The sequence below is a fragment of the Salinibacterium sp. GXW1014 genome, assembly GCF_044769865.1.
Classification (GTDB): domain Bacteria; phylum Actinomycetota; class Actinomycetes; order Actinomycetales; family Microbacteriaceae; genus Homoserinimonas.
The window spans coordinates 18719-37941 of record NZ_JBIZWA010000002.1; the positions used below are offsets into that span (position 1 = coordinate 18719).

Below are 19223 nucleotides of genomic sequence, written 5' to 3' on the forward strand. Positions count from 1 at the left end.
ATCCTCGACGCAGGAGGTGGCGATGTCCGAAAAGGATGAGCTCGGTAGATGGGGAGAAGATCACGCGGCGGCGTTCCTGGCGCGCGCTGGTTACACGATCGTGGAACGCAACTGGAGGTGCCAGCAGGGCGAGATCGACATCGTGGCGAACGACGGTCGCGACACGGTCTTCGTCGAGGTCAAGACGCGGTCCGGGCTCGGTTTCGGACACCCCCTCGAAGCGATCACGAGCGCCAAGCTGTCGCGCCTTCGACGGCTGGCGCGGGCATGGTGCGAGGCGAACGCCCAGGACGGCGTGCCGGCCCGGCGACGGAGCATCCGCATCGACGCGATCTCCGTCATCCGTCGCGCCGGCGCCGCGCCCGTCGTCGAACACCTGCAGCAGGTGTACTGATGCCGGTCGCGCGCACACGAGCCGTCGCATTGCTCGGGCTGGCCGGAGGTCTCGTCGAGGTTGAAGCCGACATCTCCAGCAACCTTCCCGGTTTCTCGATCATCGGCCTTCCCGACGCCGCGCTGGGGGAGGCGAGGGAGAGGGTGCGTTCAGCCGCGTCGAACTCCGGATGCCCGCTGGCGAGTCGCAAGATCACGATCAACCTCTCGCCGGCTTCGCTCCCGAAGCACGGTTCAGGCTTCGACCTGGCCATCGCTGTCGCGGCGCTCGCCGCCGATGAGGTCATCTCCCGACAGTCTGTCGAGCGCGTCGTGCATATCGGGGAGGTCGGACTCGACGGCAGGCTTCGCCCCACCGTCGGGATACTGCCCTCAGTGCTTGCCGCCTCGCGAGCAGGCGCCGAGATCGTCATGGTGCCGCGCGCCAATGCGGACGAAGCGTCGCTGGTGCCGGGCGTGCGCATCGTCGCTGTCCCGTCGCTGCGAGACGCCGCGATCTGGCATGGTGCCGAACTCGAGCCCGTCCCTGTGGAGGAGCTCGCCCTTCCGTCATCACACTCTGAAGCGCGCCGCACGCCCGACCTAGCGGATGTCGTGGGCAATCCGGATGCTGTCGACGCGCTCGTCGTCGCGGCGGCCGGCGGCCACCACATGTTCATGCTCGGGCCGCCCGGCGCGGGCAAGACCATGTTGGCGGAGCGGCTTCCCGGCATCCTGCCTGAGCTCGATGCGGAACGGGCCCTCGAGGTCAACTGCCTGCGTTCACTTGTTGGCCAGCCACCCGGGTCGACGCTCGACACCCGCCCACCGTTCGAAGCGCCCCACCACACGGCGACAGCCGCGTCCCTCGTGGGAGGAGGCAGCGGCATTGTGCGCCCGGGCGCGGCGGCGCGGGCGTCGCACGGCGTACTGTTCCTCGACGAAGCTCCCGAATTCTCCGCCTCCGTGCTCGACGCGTTGCGGCAACCTCTAGAGTCGGGCGCCATCACGATCCACCGGGCGAACGCGGTTGCGTCGTTCCCCGGTCGCTTCCAGCTCGTGCTTGCGGCGAACCCGTGCCCATGCGGGCAATACGGCAGCCGGGACAGTGAATGCACGTGCACGCCCCACAATCGACGCCGCTACCTCGCCCGGCTCTCGGGGCCGCTCCTCGACCGCATCGACATCCAACTCAGGGTCAGTCGCATCACGGCAGCGCAGCTCCGGATGGCTGGCGAGGGAGGCACGTCGAGCGATGAGGCGCGGCAGCGCGTTCGCGAAGCGCGCGCGGTCGCGGCGGACCGGCTTCGGGATACCCCATGGGAAGTCAACGCCCACGTCCCCGGCACCTGGTTGAGGAGCCCGGGCGTGCGACTTCCACCGGCATCGACCGCAAGCCTCGATCGCGCGCTCGAGCGAGGAGGAATCACCATGCGTGGATACGACCGGGTGCTTCGCACCGCCTGGACGATCGCGGATCTGGATGGGGCAGCGACCCCAAGCCCCGACCACGTCGGCCGGGCACTGTTCCTGAGAAGGGGGATCACATGAGCATGTTCGGAGTCGATGCGAGTGAGGTGACCCGCAACGTGCAGCTGTTGCGGCGCACGGAGCTCTCGACAACGGAGACGAGGGAGAGCTTCGCGCGGGCGGCCTGGAGCGGCATCGCCGAGCCGGGGGATGCGGTCGCGGGAGCGCTTGTACGCACACTCGGCGCACCCCTCGCCCTCACCGTCGTCGTCGAGCGATGGCCCGTGGATCGCGTGCTCGCGACGCTCGATGAGCGAGGCGCCCCCATGGCCGAGAAGGACGTAGCGGATGCTCTCGCGCGGTGGTTCCCGCGCCTGAACTCGAAGTCCGTTGTCGGGGCACTTCGCCAGGGTGTCCGTCTCGGGGCACGCCTCCTCCTGCCGGGGGATCATCTCTGGCCAAACGGCGTTGATGACCTCGGCCATCACGCGCCGATCGCCCTGTGGGTGCGTGGCACCGATGACGCACTGCGGTCGATCGCCAACTCGATCTCGCTCGTCGGTGCGCGAGCCGCAACGGGATACGGCGAGCACGTGACGATGGAGGCCGCGGCGGGACTCGTGGACCGTGGCTTTGCGATCGTGTCGGGCGCGGCCTACGGCATCGACGGGATGGCCCACCGCTCGGCCCTCGCCAGCAGCGGCCAGACGATCGCGTTCCTCGCGGGAGGCGTCGACCGGTTCTACCCTTCGGGGCACGACTCCTTGCTCAGTCGCATGGTCGACAGCGGAGCGGTGATCACGGAGCTACCGCCCGGTGCGCAGCCCACCAAGTGGCGCTTCCTGCAACGGAATCGGCTCATCGCGGCGGCGAGCCAGGCGACCATCGTGCTGGAGGCGGGTTGGAGATCCGGGTCGCTCAACACCGCGGCACACGCCGCCGCCCTCGGCAGGCCACTCGGGGCGGTTCCGGGCCCGGTGACCAGTCCGGCGTCGGCGGGCTGTCACCGGCTGATCCGGGAGTTCGACGCGGTGTGTGTCACGAGCGCGGAGGAGATGGCAGAGCTGGCCCCTGCAGGCCGTGATCGCGCTCGCACAGAGGGCGACCAAGCGGGAACCGGCGGTTCGAACGACGCCGCCGCGCCCGATCGCATCCGCGTCCTCGACGCCCTCAGTCGCCGTTCACCGCGCAGCATCGAAGACATCGCTGCCCGCTCTGGTTTGTCGCTCGCGGCGACGCAGGCGCAACTCGGCTTGCTCGGCATGGAGGATGCGGTGGTCGAACGCGAGCGAGGATGGGTGCGCGTGTCTTGACGAAGTGGTGCGCTTGTCACCCCCACCGAATACTGTGAAGGCGTGACCGCCCTAGGACAGCATCCGGACCCCAGCCACGTGATCGCCCACATCAGCGACACTCACCTGCTCGCGGGCGGACGCCGACTCTATGACGTCGTCGACACGGCGCAGAACCTGGAGCGGGCACTCGTGCAGCTGGAGCGCTCCGACATCCGGCCGGAGGCACTCGTCTTCACGGGTGACCTGGCCGACCTGGGGGAGCCTGAGGCGTACGCCACCCTCAAGAATCTCGTCGAGCCTGTGGCCGAACGACTCGGCGCGCAGGTCATCTGGGTCATGGGCAATCATGACGAGCGCTACCAGTACTCCGAGGCACTGTTCGGGAGCGGTTCCGAGCAGCCTCAGGACCGCGTCTACGACATCAACGGCCTGAGGATTATCTCCCTCGACACGACTGTGCCCGGCTACCACCACGGTGAGCTCGCGGATGAACAACTCGAATGGCTCGCCGAGGAACTCGCGACCCCCGCGGCCCACGGCACGCTCATCGCCGTGCACCACCCGCCGATCCCGACGCCACTCCTCTGGGCGATGCAGATGCTCGAGCTTCACGACCAGCACCGCTTCGCGAAGGTCGTCGAGGATACGGATGTGCGCGGCATCCTCGCGGGACATCTCCACTATTCGAGCCACAGCACGATGGCGGGAATCCCAGTCTCCGTCGCGGCGGCAACCTGCTACACACTCGACCTCAGCGCGCGCGAGCGACTGCTCTCGGGACGCGACGCTGCGCAGTCCATGAACATCGTGCACGCCTATCCCGACCGCATCGTGCACTCGCTTGTGCCCATCGGGGACAGCCCTGAGATCTCAGGCGTGGATGCCAAGCACCGCGGGCAGATCGAAGGGATGACGCCGGAGCAGCGCATCGCGATGTTCTCCAAGAAGGACTCGCCCTTCAACCTCGGCACCGAGCCAGCGAAATAACATGCGCCTCGACGAGGCCGTAGACGCCTACTCCCGTCACCTCGAACACGAGCGGGGCTTCAGCGAGCACACCGTGCGGGCCTACCGCGCCGACTTGGCCTCGCTCGCCTCCTTCGCGGAAGGGCATGGCGTCGAACGGATGCGCGGGCTCACCCTCGAACTCCTCCGCGACTGGCTCTGGCAGGAGTCCCAGCGGGGGCTCTCGAAGGCGACCCTGGCGCGACGCTCGGCCTCCGCCCGTGGCCTCACCTCGTGGCACGCGCACCGCAGCGGCGAGCCGGACCCAGCTGCGCGGCTTCGGGCGCCCAGGCCCGATCGGCACCTTCCACGGGTACTGACACGCGAGCAGATGGATGCGATGCTCGCCTCCCTGTGGAAGCGTGCGTCGACCGCTGACGCGCGGGCAATGCGCGATCTCGCCGTGATCGAGATGCTGTACGCCTCGGCACTGCGCGTCAGTGAGCTCGTGACACTCGACATAGACGACGTCGATCTCGCTCGCCTGACAGTGCGCGTGACCGGCAAGGGAGCGAAAGAGCGCGTCGTGCCGTTCGGGGTTCCGGCCAAGGAAGCGTTGGTCGACTACCTCACCGACGCCCGACCACGGCTCGCATCGAAGGACGCGCAGCGCGCGGGGCGAGCCGTCTTCATTGGAGACCGCGGAGCACGTCTCGGGGCCAGGTCGGTCTACTCGCTTGTCGCATCGTTGCTCGAGACGGTTCCAGGCGGCGGGCCATCCGGGCCTCACTCGCTCCGTCACACTGCGGCCACCCACCTGCTCGATGGGGGAGCCGACCTGCGGGCGGTGCAGGAGATGTTGGGGCACGCGAGCCTCGGCACGACCCAGGTCTACACGCACGTCTCGATGGACAGGCTCAAGGACTCTTACCGCTCCGCCCATCCAAGGGCCTGACCTCCCAGCGCGCGCATAGGTGCCGGGATGAGAGGCTAGGACCAGTCGCAACATCCCCCACACGGAAAGTCTCACGTGCCTGCATCCCTCACGGCGTCCCGCCGAGTCCTGACCGCCTTCATCGCCCTCGGCCTCGGCGCCACTGCGCTCACGGCCTGTGCGCCCGGAGACGAGGAGGCAGCATCGACAGCCTCGGCCAAGGACTGCGCGGTCGAGGGCAACGCGTCGGGCGCGGTCGATGTCGACGGTGAGCTCGGGGCAGCCCCCGAGGTGTCATTCGACAGCCCGCTTGAGTCTGCCGAGACGCAGCGCTCCGTCATCATCGAGGGTGACGGATCCGAACCCGCGACGGAGGGTGACACTGTCACAGTCTCGTACACCTTGTTCAATGGCGGCACCGGCGAGGAGATGGAGTCGACGGGCCACCTCGACGACAGCGACCGTGTGCCGTTCGTGCTCGATGAGGCGATGTACCTTCCCGGAATCGTGAAGGTCCTGAACTGCTCAGTCGAGGGCGAGCGCGTGGTTGCGACGATTGCTCCGGAGGATGCCTTCGGTGAGGCCGGAAACGAGGCGATCGGCGTATCGGGCGACGACACGCTCATCTTCGTGTTCGACATCCTCAGTGTCAGCAAACCTGTCGACGCGGCGGCCGACATGGTCGTCGTGGAGCCCGGCGCCGAAGGCATGCCCACGGTCGAGTATGCGGAGGACGGCTCGCCGACGATCACCTTCCCCGAGACGGCTCCCCTCGAGAAGCCGACCCTTGCCGTCATCACGGAAGGCGACGGGGATGTCGTCGGTGAAGGTGACACGGTTGAGGTCCATTACCGAGGCGTGAACTGGGACACGGGCGAGGAGTTCGACTCCTCGTGGTCGCGCGGTGAGCCGTCGGCGTTCCCGACCTCCGGCGTGATTCCCGGGTTCAAGGCTGCGCTCGAGGGCCAGACCGTGGGGTCGCAACTGATCGTCGTCATCCCGCCGGCGTATGGCTACGGATCGGCGGGCCAGGGAGCGATCGGCGGCACCGACACGATCGTGTTCGCCATCGACATCCTCAGCACGACCGCAGGCTGAGCCGCTTCACCCGAGGGTGCGGGTGGGCAACAGCACCGCGCGGGGAATTCCGCCGAGGTAGTTGAGTGGTGACACGTAGTCACCGTGCACTCTCACACCTAGGTGGATGCACGGCGACCGGCAGTGCGTGCCGCTCCACGCGGACCGCGCATCCATCGCCGCTACCTTGCCGATCGTCTGACCGCGCGTGACGGAGTCGCCTGGCGCGAGCTCGGAAGCGACGGGTTCAATGCTGGAGATGACGCCGTCCGCATAGCGAATGGACACGACGGCGCGGTCGACGACGACACCGACGTAGTGCACGGTGCCATCCGCGGGTGCCCTGACAGTCCCGTCCGTAGGCGCGGCGAGGTCGATCCCCCGGTGGCCGGCGGCGTACGGAGTTGGGGGAGCCAGGTACGCACGCACGATTCGTCGCGGGCCCTCGACCGGCCACAGCCACCCGCCGGGTGCCGCCTCCGCCGCTGTGCTCGCACGCTTGTCGTTCGACGCGGCGGCAATGGGGGAGTTGCTCGCGCCGACGAGGAGAAAGGGCATGCACAGTGCCAGCGCAATGAGCCGGATCGCTCTGGCTGGCGGCGGAGGCGACATGGCAAACAGCGTGCCGCTCATCTTGCTCGCGCGCGGTCGCGGTGCCGCGAATCGTGGACCGCGCAAACCCGCGAGCCCTGTGGAGGAGGTTGACACCTGTCGAAAAGCGGAAGGCGGGGGCAGCATGAAGCTATGTCCCAGGTCTCCCAGCCCGATCATCCCGTCGCTCCAACCACCGTCGTCGCGAAGTGGGTGTTCTGGCCATCCGCTGCCATCGTGCTCGTCTTCGTCGTCTACGCCTTCGTCGCGCCCCAGTCGGCGGAGCAACTCTTCGACGGGCTGCAAGCGACGATTGTGCGAAACTTCAGCTGGTACTACGTGCTGATTGCGGCGCTCTTCGTCTTCTTCGCCCTGTGGATGGGCTTCAGTCGATTCGGTTCGATCAAGCTCGGCAAGGACGAGGATGAGCCGGAGTTCTCGCTCATGTCGTGGCTCGCCCTGCTGTTTGCCGCCGGTATGGGCATCGGCCTCGTCTTCTATGGTGTGTCCGAACCGCTCAGCCACTTCGCGAACCCAAGGCCCGGGGTCTCTGGGTCAGACAGCCTGCTCGCCCAGAACGCGCTTTCACAGACGTTCCTCCACTGGGGCTTCCACGCGTGGGCGATCTACGTCGTCGTGGGCCTCGCCCTCGGCTACGCGATCCACCGCCGCAACCGTCCCGTCTCCATCCGCTGGGCACTCGAGCCGCTCCTCGGCCGCAGGGTGCGGGGCGGCTGGGGCAACCTCATCGATATCATCGCGCTCGTCGGCACGCTCTTCGGCGTGGCGACCTCGCTCGGCTTGGGCGTGCTGCAGATCGGCGCGGGACTCGAAAACAGCGGTATCGCCGAGAGCACGCGCACGAGCCAGATCGTCATCATCGTGGTCATCACGGCGGCGGCAGTGTTCTCTCTCGTCACCGGCGTCAAGCGTGGAATGAAGTGGCTATCGAACACCAACCTTGTACTTGCGGCTATCTTGCTGCTCGCGGTGCTGTTCCTCGGTCCGACCCAGTTCCTGCTGCGCGAGTTCGTGCAGTCGATCGGTGCCTACCTCCAGAACTTCCTCGGGCTTGCGTTCACCGTCAGCGCCTTCGCTGGCCGCGAGGGTGAGGAATGGCAGGCCGCGTGGACGACGTTCTACTGGGGCTGGTGGATGTCGTGGGCACCCTTCGTGGGAATCTTCATCGCGCGCATCTCGCGCGGCCGCACCGTGCGGCAGTTCGTGGCCGGCGTGCTGCTCGTGCCGACGGCGATTACGTTCCTCTGGTTCAGCGTTCTGGGCGGTTCGGCCATCTTTCGCCAGACGGAGGGGAGCGGCGGTCTGATCGGCCCGGATGGCGCGGTCGACCTCGAGGGTTCCCTCTTCCTCCTCCTCGAGGAGCTTCCCGCCGGGGGCGTGCTCATCGCGGGCGCGATCATTCTCATCGCCCTGTTCTTCGTGACGTCGTCGGACTCCGGATCGCTTGTCATGGGCATGCTCGCGACGGGCGGCCAGGTCGAGCCCCGCAACAAGATCCGGGTGTTCTTCGCCGTCGTGACGGCCCTCGTCGCAATCGCGCTGCTCTTCTCGGGCGGGCTGGAGGCACTCAAGACCGCCGCGATCACGACGGCACTGCCATTCAGCATCGTCATGCTGCTGATGTGCTGGTCGACGGTCGTCGCCTTCGGCCGCGAGCGCCGGGCCTACGAGAAGGCCGAGCGCGAGGTCCTGATCGATCGCGTCGGCGTCTACTATGGGCTCGAAGTCGACGCGCCAACCGAGCAGGCGCCCCGAGGTCTCAGTTTCAAGCGGCGCAAGCCTGCGCGAGAGCGCCACGAGCCAGACGTCTTCTAGGAAGCGCTGCGCCCGGCCACGGGTGATATAGTTTCCCCTGCATCCCGTGTAGACGGGGTGACTACGCGTGCCCATCAGGCCTCCGCATCCATTCAGTCCCCACTCCGCCGCAAGGCGAACAGGGGCGGATGCGCGCCGGGCACCAGGTTCTGCGCCGACCGGCGCGATTCAACTGAGAAGATGCGCGGATGCTGCTGCGGCAGCGTCGTGCAAGAAAAGGAGAACGGCCATGGCCGTCGTTACCATCCGCCAGCTGCTCGACAGCGGCGTTCACTTCGGACACCAGACCCGTCGCTGGAACCCCAAGATGAAGCGCTTCATCCTCACGGAGCGTTCGGGTAGCCACATCATCGACCTCCAGCAGTCGCTCGCCTACATCGACAAGACCTACGACTACGTCAAGGAGACGGTCGCCCACGGCGGCACCATCCTCTTCGTTGGCACCAAGAAGCAGGCGCAGAACGCGATCGCCGAGCAGGCGCAGCGCGTCGGCCAGCCCTACGTCAACCAGCGCTGGCTCGGTGGCCTCCTCACGAACTTCCAGACGGTCAGCAAGCGCCTCGCTCGCATGAAGGAGCTCGAGGAGCTCGACTTCGACGACACCACGAAGGGCTTCACCAAGAAGGAGCTCCTCATCAAGAAGCGTGAGCTCGACAAGCTGCACAAGTCGCTTGGCGGCATCCGCAACCTGACGAAGACCCCTTCGGCGATCTGGGTTGTCGACACCAAGAAGGAGCACCTCGCGATCGACGAGGCCAAGAAGCTTGGTATCCCGGTCATCGCGATCCTCGACTCCAACTGCGACCCCGACGAGGTGCAGTACCCGATCCCGGGCAACGACGACGCGATCCGCTCCGTCGGACTGCTGACGCGGATCATCGCGGATGCGGCGGCTGAGGGCCTCATCCAGCGTCACCAGAAGCCCGAAGAGGGCAACGTCTCGGCTGTCGAGCCCCTCGCGGAGTGGGAAGCCGAGCTGCTCGGCCAGTCCGAGGGCGTTGGCGCGACCACCGCTGAGAACGATGCTGACGCGCAGGTCGCCGAGAAGGCCCCGACGACGGACGCGACGCCCGAGCACGCGCCGGAGTCGAAGGCTGACGCCGAGGCGAAGATCGAGGCTGAGGCAACCGAGGCTGAGAAGGCTCCGGCCACCGACGCCAAGTAGTCGTCGACTCCCCGCAGTCCACTTTCATCACACTTAGGAGTTCCCATGGCAGATTTCAGCCTGGAAGACATCAAGACCCTGCGCGAGCGCCTCGGCACCGGCATGGTCGACACGAAGAACGCACTCGTCGAGGCGGGCGGTGACCTCGAGAAGGCCACCGAGCTGCTTCGCCTCAAGGGTGCGAAGGGCAACGCGAAGCGTGCCGACCGCTCCACGAGCGAGGGCGTCGTCGTCGCGAAGGCCGTTGAGGGTCGCGCGACCGTCATCGAGCTCGCCTGCGAGACCGACTTCGTTGCGAAGGGCGAGAAGTTCGGCGCCCTGAGCGAGCGCGTGCTCGACGCGATCGTTGCTGCTGGCGCCAACACCGTTGAGGAGGCCCTCGCCGCCGACCTCGACGGCAAGACCGTCGCTGCCGCGATCGATGAAGAGGCTGCTGTCATCGGCGAGAAGTTCGAGCTTCGTCGCGTGGCTGTGGTTGAGGCTGACAAGTTCGAGATCTACCTGCACAAGACGAGCAAGGACCTGCCCCCGCAGATCGCTGTCGTCGTGGGCTACACGGGTGACGACGCTGACGCAGCACGCGGCATCGCGCAGCACATCTCGTTCGCCAACCCGTCCGTGCTCTCGCGGGAGGACGTCTCCGAGGCCGACATCGAGAACGAGCGTCGCATTGTCGAGGAGATCAGCCGCGGCGAGGGCAAGCCCGAGGCTGCCCTGCCGAAGATCATCGAGGGTCGTCTTGGCGCCTACTTCAAGCAGGTCGCCCTGCTCGAGCAGGACTACGCTCGCGACAACAAGGTGACGATCGCGAAGGTCGCCCAGGACGCCGGTATCACGGTGACGGGCTTCGTCCGCATCAAGGTCGGCGCCTAACATACGCGCTGTGAGGGGGTCCGAGACGCTGAGCGTCTCGGACCCCCTTTTCGCGGGCCAAACCAATACTCTGTAGACACGACGACCTTGGGAGCGAGAATGACATCTGAGACGGGCAAGCGGAGGGTGCTCCTGAAGCTTTCGGGGGAGGCGTTCGGTGGAGGGCAACTCGGCGTGAACCCCGACGTCGTCAGCCGACTGGCTCGTGAGATCGCCGACGCCTCGAAAGAGGTCGAGATCGCGATCGTCGTGGGCGGAGGCAACTTCTTCCGCGGCGCCGAACTGAGCCAGCGCGGCATGGACCGCGGCCGCGCGGATTACATGGGGATGCTGGGCACCGTCATGAACGCGCTCGCGCTCCAGGACTTCCTCGAGCAGGCGGGCGCGGAGCCCCGCGTGCAGTCGGCGATCACCATGACACAGGTCGCGGAGTCTTACATCCCGCTGCGCGCGGAACGCCACCTCGAGAAGGGGCGCATCGTGATCTTCGGTGCCGGTGCTGGTCTGCCGTACTTCTCGACCGACACGGTCTCGGCCCAGCGTGCCCTCGAGATCGGCGCTGATGTCGTGCTTGTCGCGAAGAACGGTGTTGACGGGGTCTACGACGATGACCCACGCAAGAACGACGCGGCCGCGAAGCTTGAGAAGGTCACGTATCAGGAGGCGCTCGTACAGGGCCTCAAGGTGGTCGACTCGACCGCGTTCAGCCTTTGCATGGACAACGGCATGCCCATGGTGGTCTTCGGCATGGAGCCCGAAGGCAACGTCGCGAAGGCGATCCGCGGCGAGGCCATCGGCACGCTCGTCAGCAATTAGCCCCGGCTCGCCGGTACACTCGCTACAGACCCAGAAGGAGCACCAGTGATCAGCGATGTTTTGGCAGAGGCCAAAGACAAGATGGGCAAGTCGGTCGAGGCGGCGAAGGATGACTTCGCGAACGTCCGCACCGGCCGTGCCAACCCCGCCCTCTTCCAGAAGCTGCTGGTGGACTACTACGGCACACCTACGCCCCTGGGGCAGCTCGCCACGATGAACAATCCCGAGGCGCGCATGCTCATCATCACGCCGTTCGACAAGTCGGCGCTGAAGGACATCGAGAAGGCCATCGCGAAGGCCGAGCACCTCGGTGCCAACGTCGGCAATGACGGGTCGATCATCCGTGCAGTGCTCCCGGAACTCACAGAGGACCGCCGCAAGGAGTACGTCAAGCTCGTGAAGGGCAAGGGCGAGGACGCAAAGGTGTCGATCCGAAACATCCGTCGAAAGGCGAAGGACGACCTCGACGCCCTCAAGTCCGAGGTCGGCGAGGACGAGATCGCTCGCGGCGAGAAGGAGCTCGAGGCGATCACGAAGACCTACATCGACGCGGTCGACGAGGCACTCAAGAAGAAGGAAGCCGAGCTGCTCGAGGTCTGAATGTCGGAGCAGTCGGACGGCCACACGCCCGCGCCGCGATCCGGCCGAGCCCATTCGAAGCGCGACGAGTTCGAGGCGCTCGCCCAGGCGCGCGCTGAAGACATCAAGGCACAGTTCGAGGCGCAGCGGGCGAAACTCGAGGCGACGAATGAGCGCATCGAGGCGAAGGCGGGCCGCAACCTCTTCGCGGCCATCGCCATCGGCCTGGCGCTCGGAGCCCTGCTCCTGCTGAGCCTCATGGTGTTCAAGGAACTGTTCCTGCTCTTCGCCGGGGCACTCGTGGGGTTCACGGCGTTCGAGCTCGCGAGCGCACTGCGCTTCGGCGGCCGCAACGTTCCCCGACTCCCGACGGTGCTCGCAGCCCTCGCGACAGTGCCCGCCGCGTTCTACCTGGGGGCGGACGGCAAGTGGTTCGCCGCTCTCGCAGGCATCGCGCTGGTCGCACTCTGGCGCACGGCGGAGCTGCTGCGCCCAAGCCACCGTGTCTCGGCCAAGGAGTTCTGGCTCGACATCGCCGGCGGCACGCTCGTGCAGGTCTACATTCCGTTCATGGCCGGTTTCGCCGTGCTACTCACGGCACAGGATGGCGGTGAGCGCTGGGTGCTGGCGTTCATCATCACGGTGGTCGCCGCCGACATCGGCGCCTATGTGACGGGGCTCAACTTCGGACGCCACAAGATGGCTCCGCGCATCAGCCCGGGCAAGACCTGGGAAGGACTCGCGGGCGGAGTCGTTGCGACCCAGGCTGTGGGCATCCTGCTCACCGTGTTCCTGCTCGAGAAGCCGTGGTGGGTTGGCGTGATCTTCGGCTTGACGATGATCTTCACGGCGACGATCGGCGATCTCGCCGAGTCGCTCATCAAGCGGGATCTCGGCATCAAGGACATCAGCACGTGGCTGCCCGGCCACGGGGGCTTCCTCGACCGCCTCGATTCCATCCTTCCGAGCGCCGCAGCCGCCTGGGTGCTCTTCTACCTCTTCGGATAGCGACGGGTCCCAAGCCTCGGTAGGGCAGAATGGGTGCGTGAGCGCTACCTTCCCCAAGACCCGCAGGAACCGTTTCGGTTACGACATCGAGCAGGTTGAGGACTTCCTTGAGGATGCACGCCGCGCGTACACCGCAGAGCGGGGCGAGGTTTCGAGCATCTCGGCCGGAGACATCCGGCTGACCGCCTTCGCGATGCGCAAGGGAGGATATTCCCCCGAACACGTGGACGCGGCACTTGAGCGACTCGAAGACGCCTTCGCGATGCGGGAACGTGCTCGGCTGACGGCAGATCTCGGCGAGGACACTCTCGTGCAACAGCGGCGGGAACTCGCCCAAGAGATTGTTGACCGGTTGGCGCGGCCCTCGGGCAATCGTTTCGCACGTGTCAACCTGCTCGTGAACGGCTACCGCAGGAGCGAGGTTGATGCGCTGGCCGACCGCATCTCCGCGTATCTCACGAGGGGAGAGCCCCTGACGGTGTCGGACGTGCGGCGGTCGGCATTCCGACCCCAGCGGGGCGGCTATCGCGAGGCGCAGGTCGACATGGTGTTGGATGCCGTCGTCGACATCATGCAGACGGTTGACTGAACCGCACGTGGCCTATATTTTCCCAGTCCAGTGGGCTAAGGTCTGTTCACTGTGAGTACGCGAGGGTTTCATCGCGCATCCCGGGCCGGGGGAACCAGGTCAGGTGATGCCCTGTTGTCGACCCGTATGCACGGGCGCCTCGCACTTCAGATCTTCGCATTCACGGTTGCGGCTGGCGTCATGGCGGTGTCGGTGGTTGCCCCGAACATGCCGCAGACGGCACAGGCCGGTGCCGATGCATCCGTGACTCCGGATGCAGCCGTGGCGCAGTCGATCTCGGTCGCATCCGTCGCAGCGTTGCAGCCGCTCGGCCGCGACAGCTTCCAGGCCGAGCGCTACGTGCCGCCGCCGCCTCCCAAGGTTTCCGCCGGTGCGCCGGCTGCTGGCAGCCCGGACCCGGGCTCGGCCAAAGCCATTGCCTATGACATGGTCGCGGCACGCGGATGGGGTGTCGACCAGTACGACTGCCTTGTGGCCCTCTGGAACAAGGAGTCAGGCTGGAACACCTTCGCGCACAACCCCTCGAGCGGTGCCTACGGCATCCCGCAGTCCCTGCCCGGCAACAAGATGGCCTCGGCGGGGGCCGACTGGGCGACAAACCCCGCGACGCAGATCACCTGGGGACTCGGCTACATCCAGGGCCGCTACGGCACGCCCTGCGGCGCCTGGGGGGCCAGCCAGGCCAAGGGCTGGTACTAACTACACTGGGGTGATGCCCCGCTCCAATCGTCCTCGCGGCCGTCGTCGGCCAGCAGGGGAGGAGCGCGACCTCGCGGCCGTCGTGCTTGGCGGGCGCCGCACCGAGTCGAAGCGCGACGGCGAGTGGACTGTGCAGCCTGTGACGGGCGCTTCAGCGGTCAAGTCGTACTCGTGCCCCGGATGCCCCACGGCAATCACGCCCGGCACTCCGCACGTCGTCACGTGGCGTGCTGACTCGATGCTGGGCGACGAGCGCGCGCTCGCTGAGCGGCGCCACTGGCATTCGCACTGTTGGAAGATCAAGTAGGGAGGCACGATGACCGAGACGATCGAGATCAAGGCTGGCGTGGAGCTGCCCGCCCGGCGCGAGGACATCGAACTCCACACGAGCGACGGGCTGACGCTCGTGGGTGAGCTCGCGCTGCCGCTCGACCGAGAGCCCGTCGCGACCATGCTCGCGCTGCATCCGCTGCCGACCGCGGGCGGCTTCATGGACTCGCACATCATCCGTAAGGCTGCCGCGCGGCTGCCAGCGCTGAGCGACATCGCGGTGCTGCGGTTCAACTTCCGCGGCACGACCTCGCCGCGTGGCACGAGCGGCGGTGAGTTCGGCGACGGTGTCGACGAGGCCTGGGACCTTCGGGCGGCCGTGGAGTTCGTGCACTGGCGCGGCCTGCCCGCGCCCTGGCTGGTCGGCTGGTCATTCGGCACGGAGGTCGCGCTCAAGCACGGGCGCAGCTACGACATCCCCGGCGTTGTGCTGCTCTCGCCGCCGTTGCGCCGCACGAGTGATGCGGAGCTGGCGGCGTGGGCGGGCAGCGGCAAGCGGATGATCGCAGTCGTTCCCGAGTTCGACGACTTCCTGCGTCCAGACGAGGCGGCGCAGCGTTTCGCGGCGGTCCCCGAGGCGGAGGTCATCGCCGTGGAGGACGGCAAGCACCTGTGGGTGGGGGAGAAGCAGACGCGGAGGGTGCTTAACGAGATCGTCGAGCGGCTCAACCCGGACCGTGCGCCGCTGCCGACGACCTACCCGAGCTGACCCCCACCGGGAGGGCTCAGAGCTCGTTTTGCCGCGGGATGAAGACCTGCTTGACGATGATGAGGACCGACGCGGCGACGGGGATTGCCACGAGCGCGCCGAGCACGCCGAGCAGCGCGCCACCGGCGAGGGCCGCGATGACGACGAGCACGCCCGGGACCTTCACCGCCCGGTTCATGATGCGCGGGTTGATGACGTAGGCCTCAATCTGCATGTAAATGAGGTACCAGATCGCGGCGAAGAGCACGGTGGGCCAGCCATTGAACGCGAGCACGCCCAGCACGATGATCGTCGAACCCGTGAGCGTTCCCACGAGCGGCACGAGACTGAAGAGGAACGCGATGAACGCGAGCAGCACGGAATACTTGGCGCCGATGATCGACAGGAAGATGAAGCTCAGTACGCCGTTCGTGAGCGCGAGGGTCGCCTGGCCGACGACGTAGCGTCCCACCGACTCGATCACCTGCTCTGCGATGTCGATGAACTTGCCGCGCTTCGACGCTGGGACGAGCTGGTAGATGCCGCGCTTCATGGTGTGGAGCGATGACACGAAGTACAGGGTCAGGATGAGGATGATCACGGCCCCGAAGGCGGCGGTCGCGATGCCGATGCCCGCCTGGAGGACGCCACCGCCGATTGAGAAGAAGTCGAGCTCCTCGACGAACTTTGTGACCTCCTCGAAGACCAGAGGCACGTCGAGCGCGGGGAAGATCCGCTGCACTTCTCTGGCGAGTTCGCCGTTCTGGGTGAGCTCAATGATCTCGAGCACCTGGTCGGCGAGACGCTCGACCTGCTCGACGATGACCGGGATGAGTGCGAAGACGAGTCCCGTGGCCGCGCCGACGACGCCGGCCAACACCGTGAGGATGGCTGCCCAGCGTGGGAAGCGCTTTCGCTCGAGGAAGGACACGAGCGGGTCGAGGCCCAGGGCGATGAAGAGCGCGGCACCGATGTAGGTGAGAATCGTCGCGAGGCTCCCGATCGCCGTGCCGATGCCGATCGCGACGAGCGCGCCGAGTGCTGCGAAGAGCCCGAATCGGAAGGCGTTCTGGATCTTCATCGGGCTCCCGTGGTGTTAGTTGTCGCCGGAGATCCTCTCCGCCTCCTTGAGCATGCCACGGAGGTTCTCGAAGTACCCCGCGACCGCGTCTCGCTCGATCCTAATCTTGGCAAGCCGTTCCTCGGCCTCCGACACGAGCCGTGCCGAGTCGCGCTCGGCCTCGTCGACGATGGCCCGCGCGCGCTTCTCGGCGTTGGCGAGGATCTCCGCTGCGGTCGCAGAGGTCTCTTCCCGCAGGGCTCGCGCCTCCGCCCTCGAAGTCGCCTCGAGCTGCTCGGCCTCCGCCCGCTTCTCGGCTGCGCGCTTGGTGGCGTCGGCGAGTTGGGCCTGGGCCTCCTCGAGGTACTTCTGCGTCTGGGCGACCGCCTCCTGCTGTTTCGCCAGGAAGTCCTTCTCTGCTTCGTCACGCCGGGCCGTGAGTTCGACGTCGAGGTCGATGCGTGCCTGCTCGGTCTCTCGCTCGATGGTGGCGCGTGCCTCATCGGCCTCAGCAGCGAGAGCCGCCCGCACCGTCTCGTCCTCGTGCTTGAGCGCTGCGCGCTGGGCCGCTGCTTCACGAGCGAGGTCCTTGCGCTGCTTCTCGACGTCGTGCCGGAGCCGCTCGAGCGACGTCGTCGTCTCCTCCTCGGCGGCTGCCCGGCGCTTGGCGATCTCGAGCTCCAGTTCGGCCCGGGCGCGGCTGACCTCTTCTTCGAGTTCGCTGCGTGCGCGCGTCGTCTGCTCGTGGAGCGTCGTGCGCGTCGTCGTCGATTCCTCCTCGAGGTCGGCACGCGTCTGCGCGGCTTCGCGCTCGAGTGCAGCGCGCACCCGCTCCGCTTCCTGCTCGAGGGTCGTGCGGATGCGCGTGGCCTCCGCCTCGAGTTCGCCGCGCACGCGGCTCGTCTCCTCCTGCAGGCGAGCGGTCTCCTCTGCCACATGCTGCTCGAGCTCGGCGGTACGGGCTGCGAGTTCGCGGTCGATCGCGGCACGCTTCGACGAGACTTCTTGGTTGACCTTCGCGCGCTTGGTCGCGACCTCTTGGTCGGTCTCGCTGCGCTTGCTGTCGACCTCCTGGTCGATCTGGCTGCGCTTGGTCTCTACTTCCTGGTCTATCTCGTTGCGCTTCGCCGCAACTTCCTGGTCGATCTCGCTGCGCTTGCGGTCGACCTCTTCGTCGATCTCGCTGCGACGAGTCTCGATCTCCCGTTCGAGCTCCTGCATGCGGGCTTCGATCGTGCGTTCGAGCTCCTGGGCGCGGGTCTCGAGTTCGCGTTCGAGTTCGAGAGTGCGCGACTCGATGTCCCGTTCGAGCTCGTCCCTCCGAGTCGATACTTCAAGGTCGATTGCGGACTGCTTGCTCGCGACCTCCTGATCCACCGCACTTCGCTTCGCGGCGACCTCCTGGTCGATCGCCGAACGCTTGGTCGCGACTTCCTGGTCGATATCGGAGCGCTTGGCGTCGACCTCTTGGGCGATCTCCGCCGTGCGCGTGGCGATTTCCTGCTCCAGTTCCTCGCGTCGGTTCGTGATCTCTCGGTCGAGCTCGCTGCGCCGGGTGAGGATCTCGTGCTCGAGGGCGGCTCGCTGTTCGGTTGTCTCGCGTTCGAGCTCAGCACGGGCATCCGCTGTCTCGGTCGCGAGTTGGGCCTTCGCCTCTGCCGTCTCGCGCGCGAGCGCGGCGTGCGCCTCGCTCGTCTCGCGTTCGAGGGCACCGCGAGCTTCGCGGGTGTCACGCTCGAGTGCGCCACGCGCCTCCGCGGTGTCGAGTTCGAGCGAGGTGCGGGCCTCGGCGATCTCTCGTTCCAACTCGGCGCGAGTGGACTCGACGGTGGCCGCCAGTTCCGCCTGCGTCTGCTCAACGTGCCGGTCGAGGTCGGTGCGCTTCTGCTCGATCTCGCGCTCGAGGTCGCCGCGCTGCTTCTCGCTCTCGGCCGTGAACTCTGCCCTGCCTCGTTCCGTGTCACGGGCGAGGGCGGCGGCGGTTTCCCGGGCTTCGCCGACTTCGCGATCCACCACAGCACGCAGTTCGGCGACCTCACGCTCTGCTTCGGCCCGAACGGCCGCGGCCTCGCGCTTGGCGCTCGTGCGCACTTCGGCTGCTTCAGTTGCGACAGCACCACGGATGCTCGCAGCCTCGCGCAGCGCGTCTTGCGTCAGCGTCTCAGCCTCGGTGCGCGCCCGGGTGACAAGGTCGTCGGCTTCAGTGCGCGCGTCCGCCAGCATCTTGTCGGCGCGTGCTGTGGCATCGGCGAGCAGGCCGTCGGCGGCCTCTGCGGCCTCGGCTCGAAGCGCCTGCACCTCTGCCTGCACGGTGCTGCGGAGCTTCTCGGCGTCGATGTCGGCCTGGCTGATGAGTCGGGTCGACTGCTCCTCGGCGACGCGAAGTGTGTTCTCGAGCTTGGTGCCGAGGCCCGCGTACGTGGGGCTGCCGGTCTCGTCGAGTTCGGCCTGGAGGTCGTCGACCGTCGCCTTGAGCCGCTTGATCTCCTTGGTGGCTTCTGCCTTGTCAGCATTGGCCTTGATGAGTTCGCGGCGAAGATCCTGGAGGGCGGAGTCGACCTCCTCGCGGTTGTAGCCGCGCATTGTGGTGCTGAACGATCCCTCGTCGATGGGCACGGTCGTCTCCTGTGTTCGTCGAATCAGCGATCGGCTGGTTCCGCTAGCCGAGTTTAGTCGGTGGGGGACAGCGACCTGATTCGAGCCCTCGTTCTCCTCTGTGAGCAATCCTCCTCGCATCTTCATCCCGGGGCATTCAGCCCGCTGTTAGGAGGCATACAGGCTCGATGACTAGTGTGGAATGTCTTTGCCTGCCGTATCGGCACCCGAACAAGCGGGCGCCACTGGCCGACTGACCGGGGAATCCTTCGTGTCGGCGGCACCCCAGATCCGACACGGC

19 protein-coding genes are annotated in these 19223 nt (G+C 66.9%); 16 read left to right on the forward strand and 3 right to left on the reverse strand.

What is annotated here, in order from left to right:
* Positions 1–22 precede the first annotated feature (22 nt).
* From ACIQK7_RS09830 to ACIQK7_RS09855, 6 genes are all read left to right on the forward strand, one after another.
* Positions 23–394 carry a YraN family protein gene (locus ACIQK7_RS09830; protein WP_403024113.1) on the forward strand — a complete coding sequence of 124 codons (372 nt, stop codon included), beginning with the start codon at positions 23–25 and terminating at the stop codon, positions 392–394.
* Positions 394–1923 carry a YifB family Mg chelatase-like AAA ATPase gene (locus ACIQK7_RS09835; protein ID WP_403024115.1) on the forward strand — a complete coding sequence of 510 codons (1530 nt, stop codon included), beginning with the start codon at positions 394–396 and terminating at the stop codon, positions 1921–1923. The genes ACIQK7_RS09830 and ACIQK7_RS09835 overlap by 1 nt, the downstream gene beginning before the upstream one ends.
* Positions 1920–3155, forward strand: coding sequence for a DNA-processing protein DprA (dprA, locus tag ACIQK7_RS09840; protein ID WP_403024118.1), 1236 nt, complete (start codon positions 1920–1922; stop codon positions 3153–3155). The genes ACIQK7_RS09835 and dprA overlap by 4 nt, the downstream gene beginning before the upstream one ends.
* Before the next feature lie 42 nt (positions 3156–3197).
* On the forward strand, positions 3198–4124 hold the full coding sequence (locus tag ACIQK7_RS09845; protein WP_403024120.1) for a phosphodiesterase: 927 nt from the start codon (positions 3198–3200) through the stop codon (positions 4122–4124).
* A 1-nt stretch (position 4125) separates the two neighbouring features.
* Positions 4126–5037: a tyrosine recombinase XerC gene (locus ACIQK7_RS09850; RefSeq protein ID WP_403024122.1), complete on the forward strand. Its 912-nt coding sequence runs from the start codon at positions 4126–4128 to the stop codon at positions 5035–5037.
* A 75-nt stretch (positions 5038–5112) separates the two neighbouring features.
* Entirely contained in the window at positions 5113–6114 is a 1002-nt protein-coding gene (locus ACIQK7_RS09855) for an FKBP-type peptidyl-prolyl cis-trans isomerase (RefSeq protein ID WP_403024124.1), read from the forward strand.
* Between the two features lie 6 nt (positions 6115–6120).
* Here the strand turns inward: ACIQK7_RS09855 and ACIQK7_RS09860 are convergent, their stop codons facing one another.
* Positions 6121–6651: a M23 family metallopeptidase gene (locus ACIQK7_RS09860; RefSeq protein WP_403024127.1), complete on the reverse strand. Its 531-nt coding sequence runs from the start codon at positions 6649–6651 to the stop codon at positions 6121–6123.
* Between the two features lie 186 nt (positions 6652–6837).
* Between ACIQK7_RS09860 and ACIQK7_RS09865 the strand changes: the two genes are divergently transcribed.
* The 10 genes from ACIQK7_RS09865 (at position 6838) to ACIQK7_RS09910 (ending at position 15288) form a co-directional block, all read left to right on the forward strand.
* On the forward strand, positions 6838–8520 hold the full coding sequence (locus tag ACIQK7_RS09865; protein WP_403024129.1) for a BCCT family transporter: 1683 nt from the start codon (positions 6838–6840) through the stop codon (positions 8518–8520).
* Between the two features lie 229 nt (positions 8521–8749).
* On the forward strand, positions 8750–9685 hold the full coding sequence (gene rpsB, locus ACIQK7_RS09870) for a 30S ribosomal protein S2 (protein ID WP_403024132.1): 936 nt from the start codon (positions 8750–8752) through the stop codon (positions 9683–9685).
* Positions 9686–9730: 45 nt separating this feature from the next.
* Positions 9731–10558, forward strand: coding sequence for a translation elongation factor Ts (gene tsf / locus ACIQK7_RS09875; RefSeq protein ID WP_403024135.1), 828 nt, complete (start codon positions 9731–9733; stop codon positions 10556–10558).
* 99 nt (positions 10559–10657) lie between these two features.
* Positions 10658–11374: a UMP kinase gene (gene pyrH, locus ACIQK7_RS09880; protein WP_325208712.1), complete on the forward strand. Its 717-nt coding sequence runs from the start codon at positions 10658–10660 to the stop codon at positions 11372–11374.
* A gap of 45 nt (positions 11375–11419) precedes the next feature.
* The gene (frr, locus tag ACIQK7_RS09885) at positions 11420–11974 is read left to right on the forward strand and encodes a ribosome recycling factor (RefSeq protein WP_403024138.1); all 555 of its coding nucleotides are present in this window, start codon (positions 11420–11422) and stop codon (positions 11972–11974) included.
* Entirely contained in the window at positions 11975–12961 is a 987-nt protein-coding gene (locus ACIQK7_RS09890) for a phosphatidate cytidylyltransferase (RefSeq protein ID WP_403024141.1), read from the forward strand.
* Positions 12962–12998: 37 nt separating this feature from the next.
* On the forward strand, positions 12999–13550 hold the full coding sequence (locus tag ACIQK7_RS09895) for a DivIVA domain-containing protein (protein ID WP_403024144.1): 552 nt from the start codon (positions 12999–13001) through the stop codon (positions 13548–13550).
* 114 nt (positions 13551–13664) lie between these two features.
* Positions 13665–14249 (forward strand): transglycosylase SLT domain-containing protein, encoded by a 585-nt coding sequence (locus ACIQK7_RS09900; protein WP_403024146.1) that lies wholly within the window; start codon positions 13665–13667, stop codon positions 14247–14249.
* 13 nt (positions 14250–14262) lie between these two features.
* Positions 14263–14556: a hypothetical protein gene (locus ACIQK7_RS09905; RefSeq protein ID WP_403024149.1), complete on the forward strand. Its 294-nt coding sequence runs from the start codon at positions 14263–14265 to the stop codon at positions 14554–14556.
* Positions 14557–14565: 9 nt separating this feature from the next.
* The gene (locus ACIQK7_RS09910; protein WP_403024152.1) at positions 14566–15288 is read left to right on the forward strand and encodes an alpha/beta hydrolase; all 723 of its coding nucleotides are present in this window, start codon (positions 14566–14568) and stop codon (positions 15286–15288) included.
* Between the two features lie 16 nt (positions 15289–15304).
* Here ACIQK7_RS09910 and ACIQK7_RS09915 read toward each other — a convergent pair whose 3' ends face one another.
* Both ACIQK7_RS09915 and ACIQK7_RS09920 read right to left on the reverse strand, forming a co-directional pair.
* Positions 15305–16348 carry an AI-2E family transporter gene (locus tag ACIQK7_RS09915; RefSeq protein WP_403024154.1) on the reverse strand — a complete coding sequence of 348 codons (1044 nt, stop codon included), beginning with the start codon at positions 16346–16348 and terminating at the stop codon, positions 15305–15307.
* 15 nt (positions 16349–16363) lie between these two features.
* Positions 16364–18943, reverse strand: coding sequence for a DivIVA domain-containing protein (locus tag ACIQK7_RS09920; RefSeq protein ID WP_403024157.1), 2580 nt, complete (start codon positions 18941–18943; stop codon positions 16364–16366).
* Between the last annotated feature and the right edge of the window lie 280 nt (positions 18944–19223).

Coding starts and splice junctions, on each gene's coding strand:
- dprA (WP_403024118.1), top strand. CDS start 1,920: ATGAGCATGTTCGGAGTCGATGCGAGTGAGGTGACCCGCAACGTGCAG.
- rpsB (WP_403024132.1), top strand. CDS start 8,750: ATGGCCGTCGTTACCATCCGCCAGCTGCTCGACAGCGGCGTTCACTTC.
- ACIQK7_RS09865 (WP_403024129.1), top strand. CDS start 6,838: ATGTCCCAGGTCTCCCAGCCCGATCATCCCGTCGCTCCAACCACCGTC.
- pyrH (WP_325208712.1), top strand. CDS start 10,658: ATGACATCTGAGACGGGCAAGCGGAGGGTGCTCCTGAAGCTTTCGGGG.
- ACIQK7_RS09830 (WP_403024113.1), top strand. CDS start 23: ATGTCCGAAAAGGATGAGCTCGGTAGATGGGGAGAAGATCACGCGGCG.
- ACIQK7_RS09915 (WP_403024154.1), bottom strand. CDS start 16,348: ATGAAGATCCAGAACGCCTTCCGATTCGGGCTCTTCGCAGCACTCGGC.
- ACIQK7_RS09850 (WP_403024122.1), top strand. CDS start 4,126: ATGCGCCTCGACGAGGCCGTAGACGCCTACTCCCGTCACCTCGAACAC.
- tsf (WP_403024135.1), top strand. CDS start 9,731: ATGGCAGATTTCAGCCTGGAAGACATCAAGACCCTGCGCGAGCGCCTC.
- ACIQK7_RS09910 (WP_403024152.1), top strand. CDS start 14,566: ATGACCGAGACGATCGAGATCAAGGCTGGCGTGGAGCTGCCCGCCCGG.
- ACIQK7_RS09860 (WP_403024127.1), bottom strand. CDS start 6,651: ATGCCCTTTCTCCTCGTCGGCGCGAGCAACTCCCCCATTGCCGCCGCG.
- ACIQK7_RS09890 (WP_403024141.1), top strand. CDS start 11,975: ATGTCGGAGCAGTCGGACGGCCACACGCCCGCGCCGCGATCCGGCCGA.
- ACIQK7_RS09835 (WP_403024115.1), top strand. CDS start 394: ATGCCGGTCGCGCGCACACGAGCCGTCGCATTGCTCGGGCTGGCCGGA.
- ACIQK7_RS09905 (WP_403024149.1), top strand. CDS start 14,263: ATGCCCCGCTCCAATCGTCCTCGCGGCCGTCGTCGGCCAGCAGGGGAG.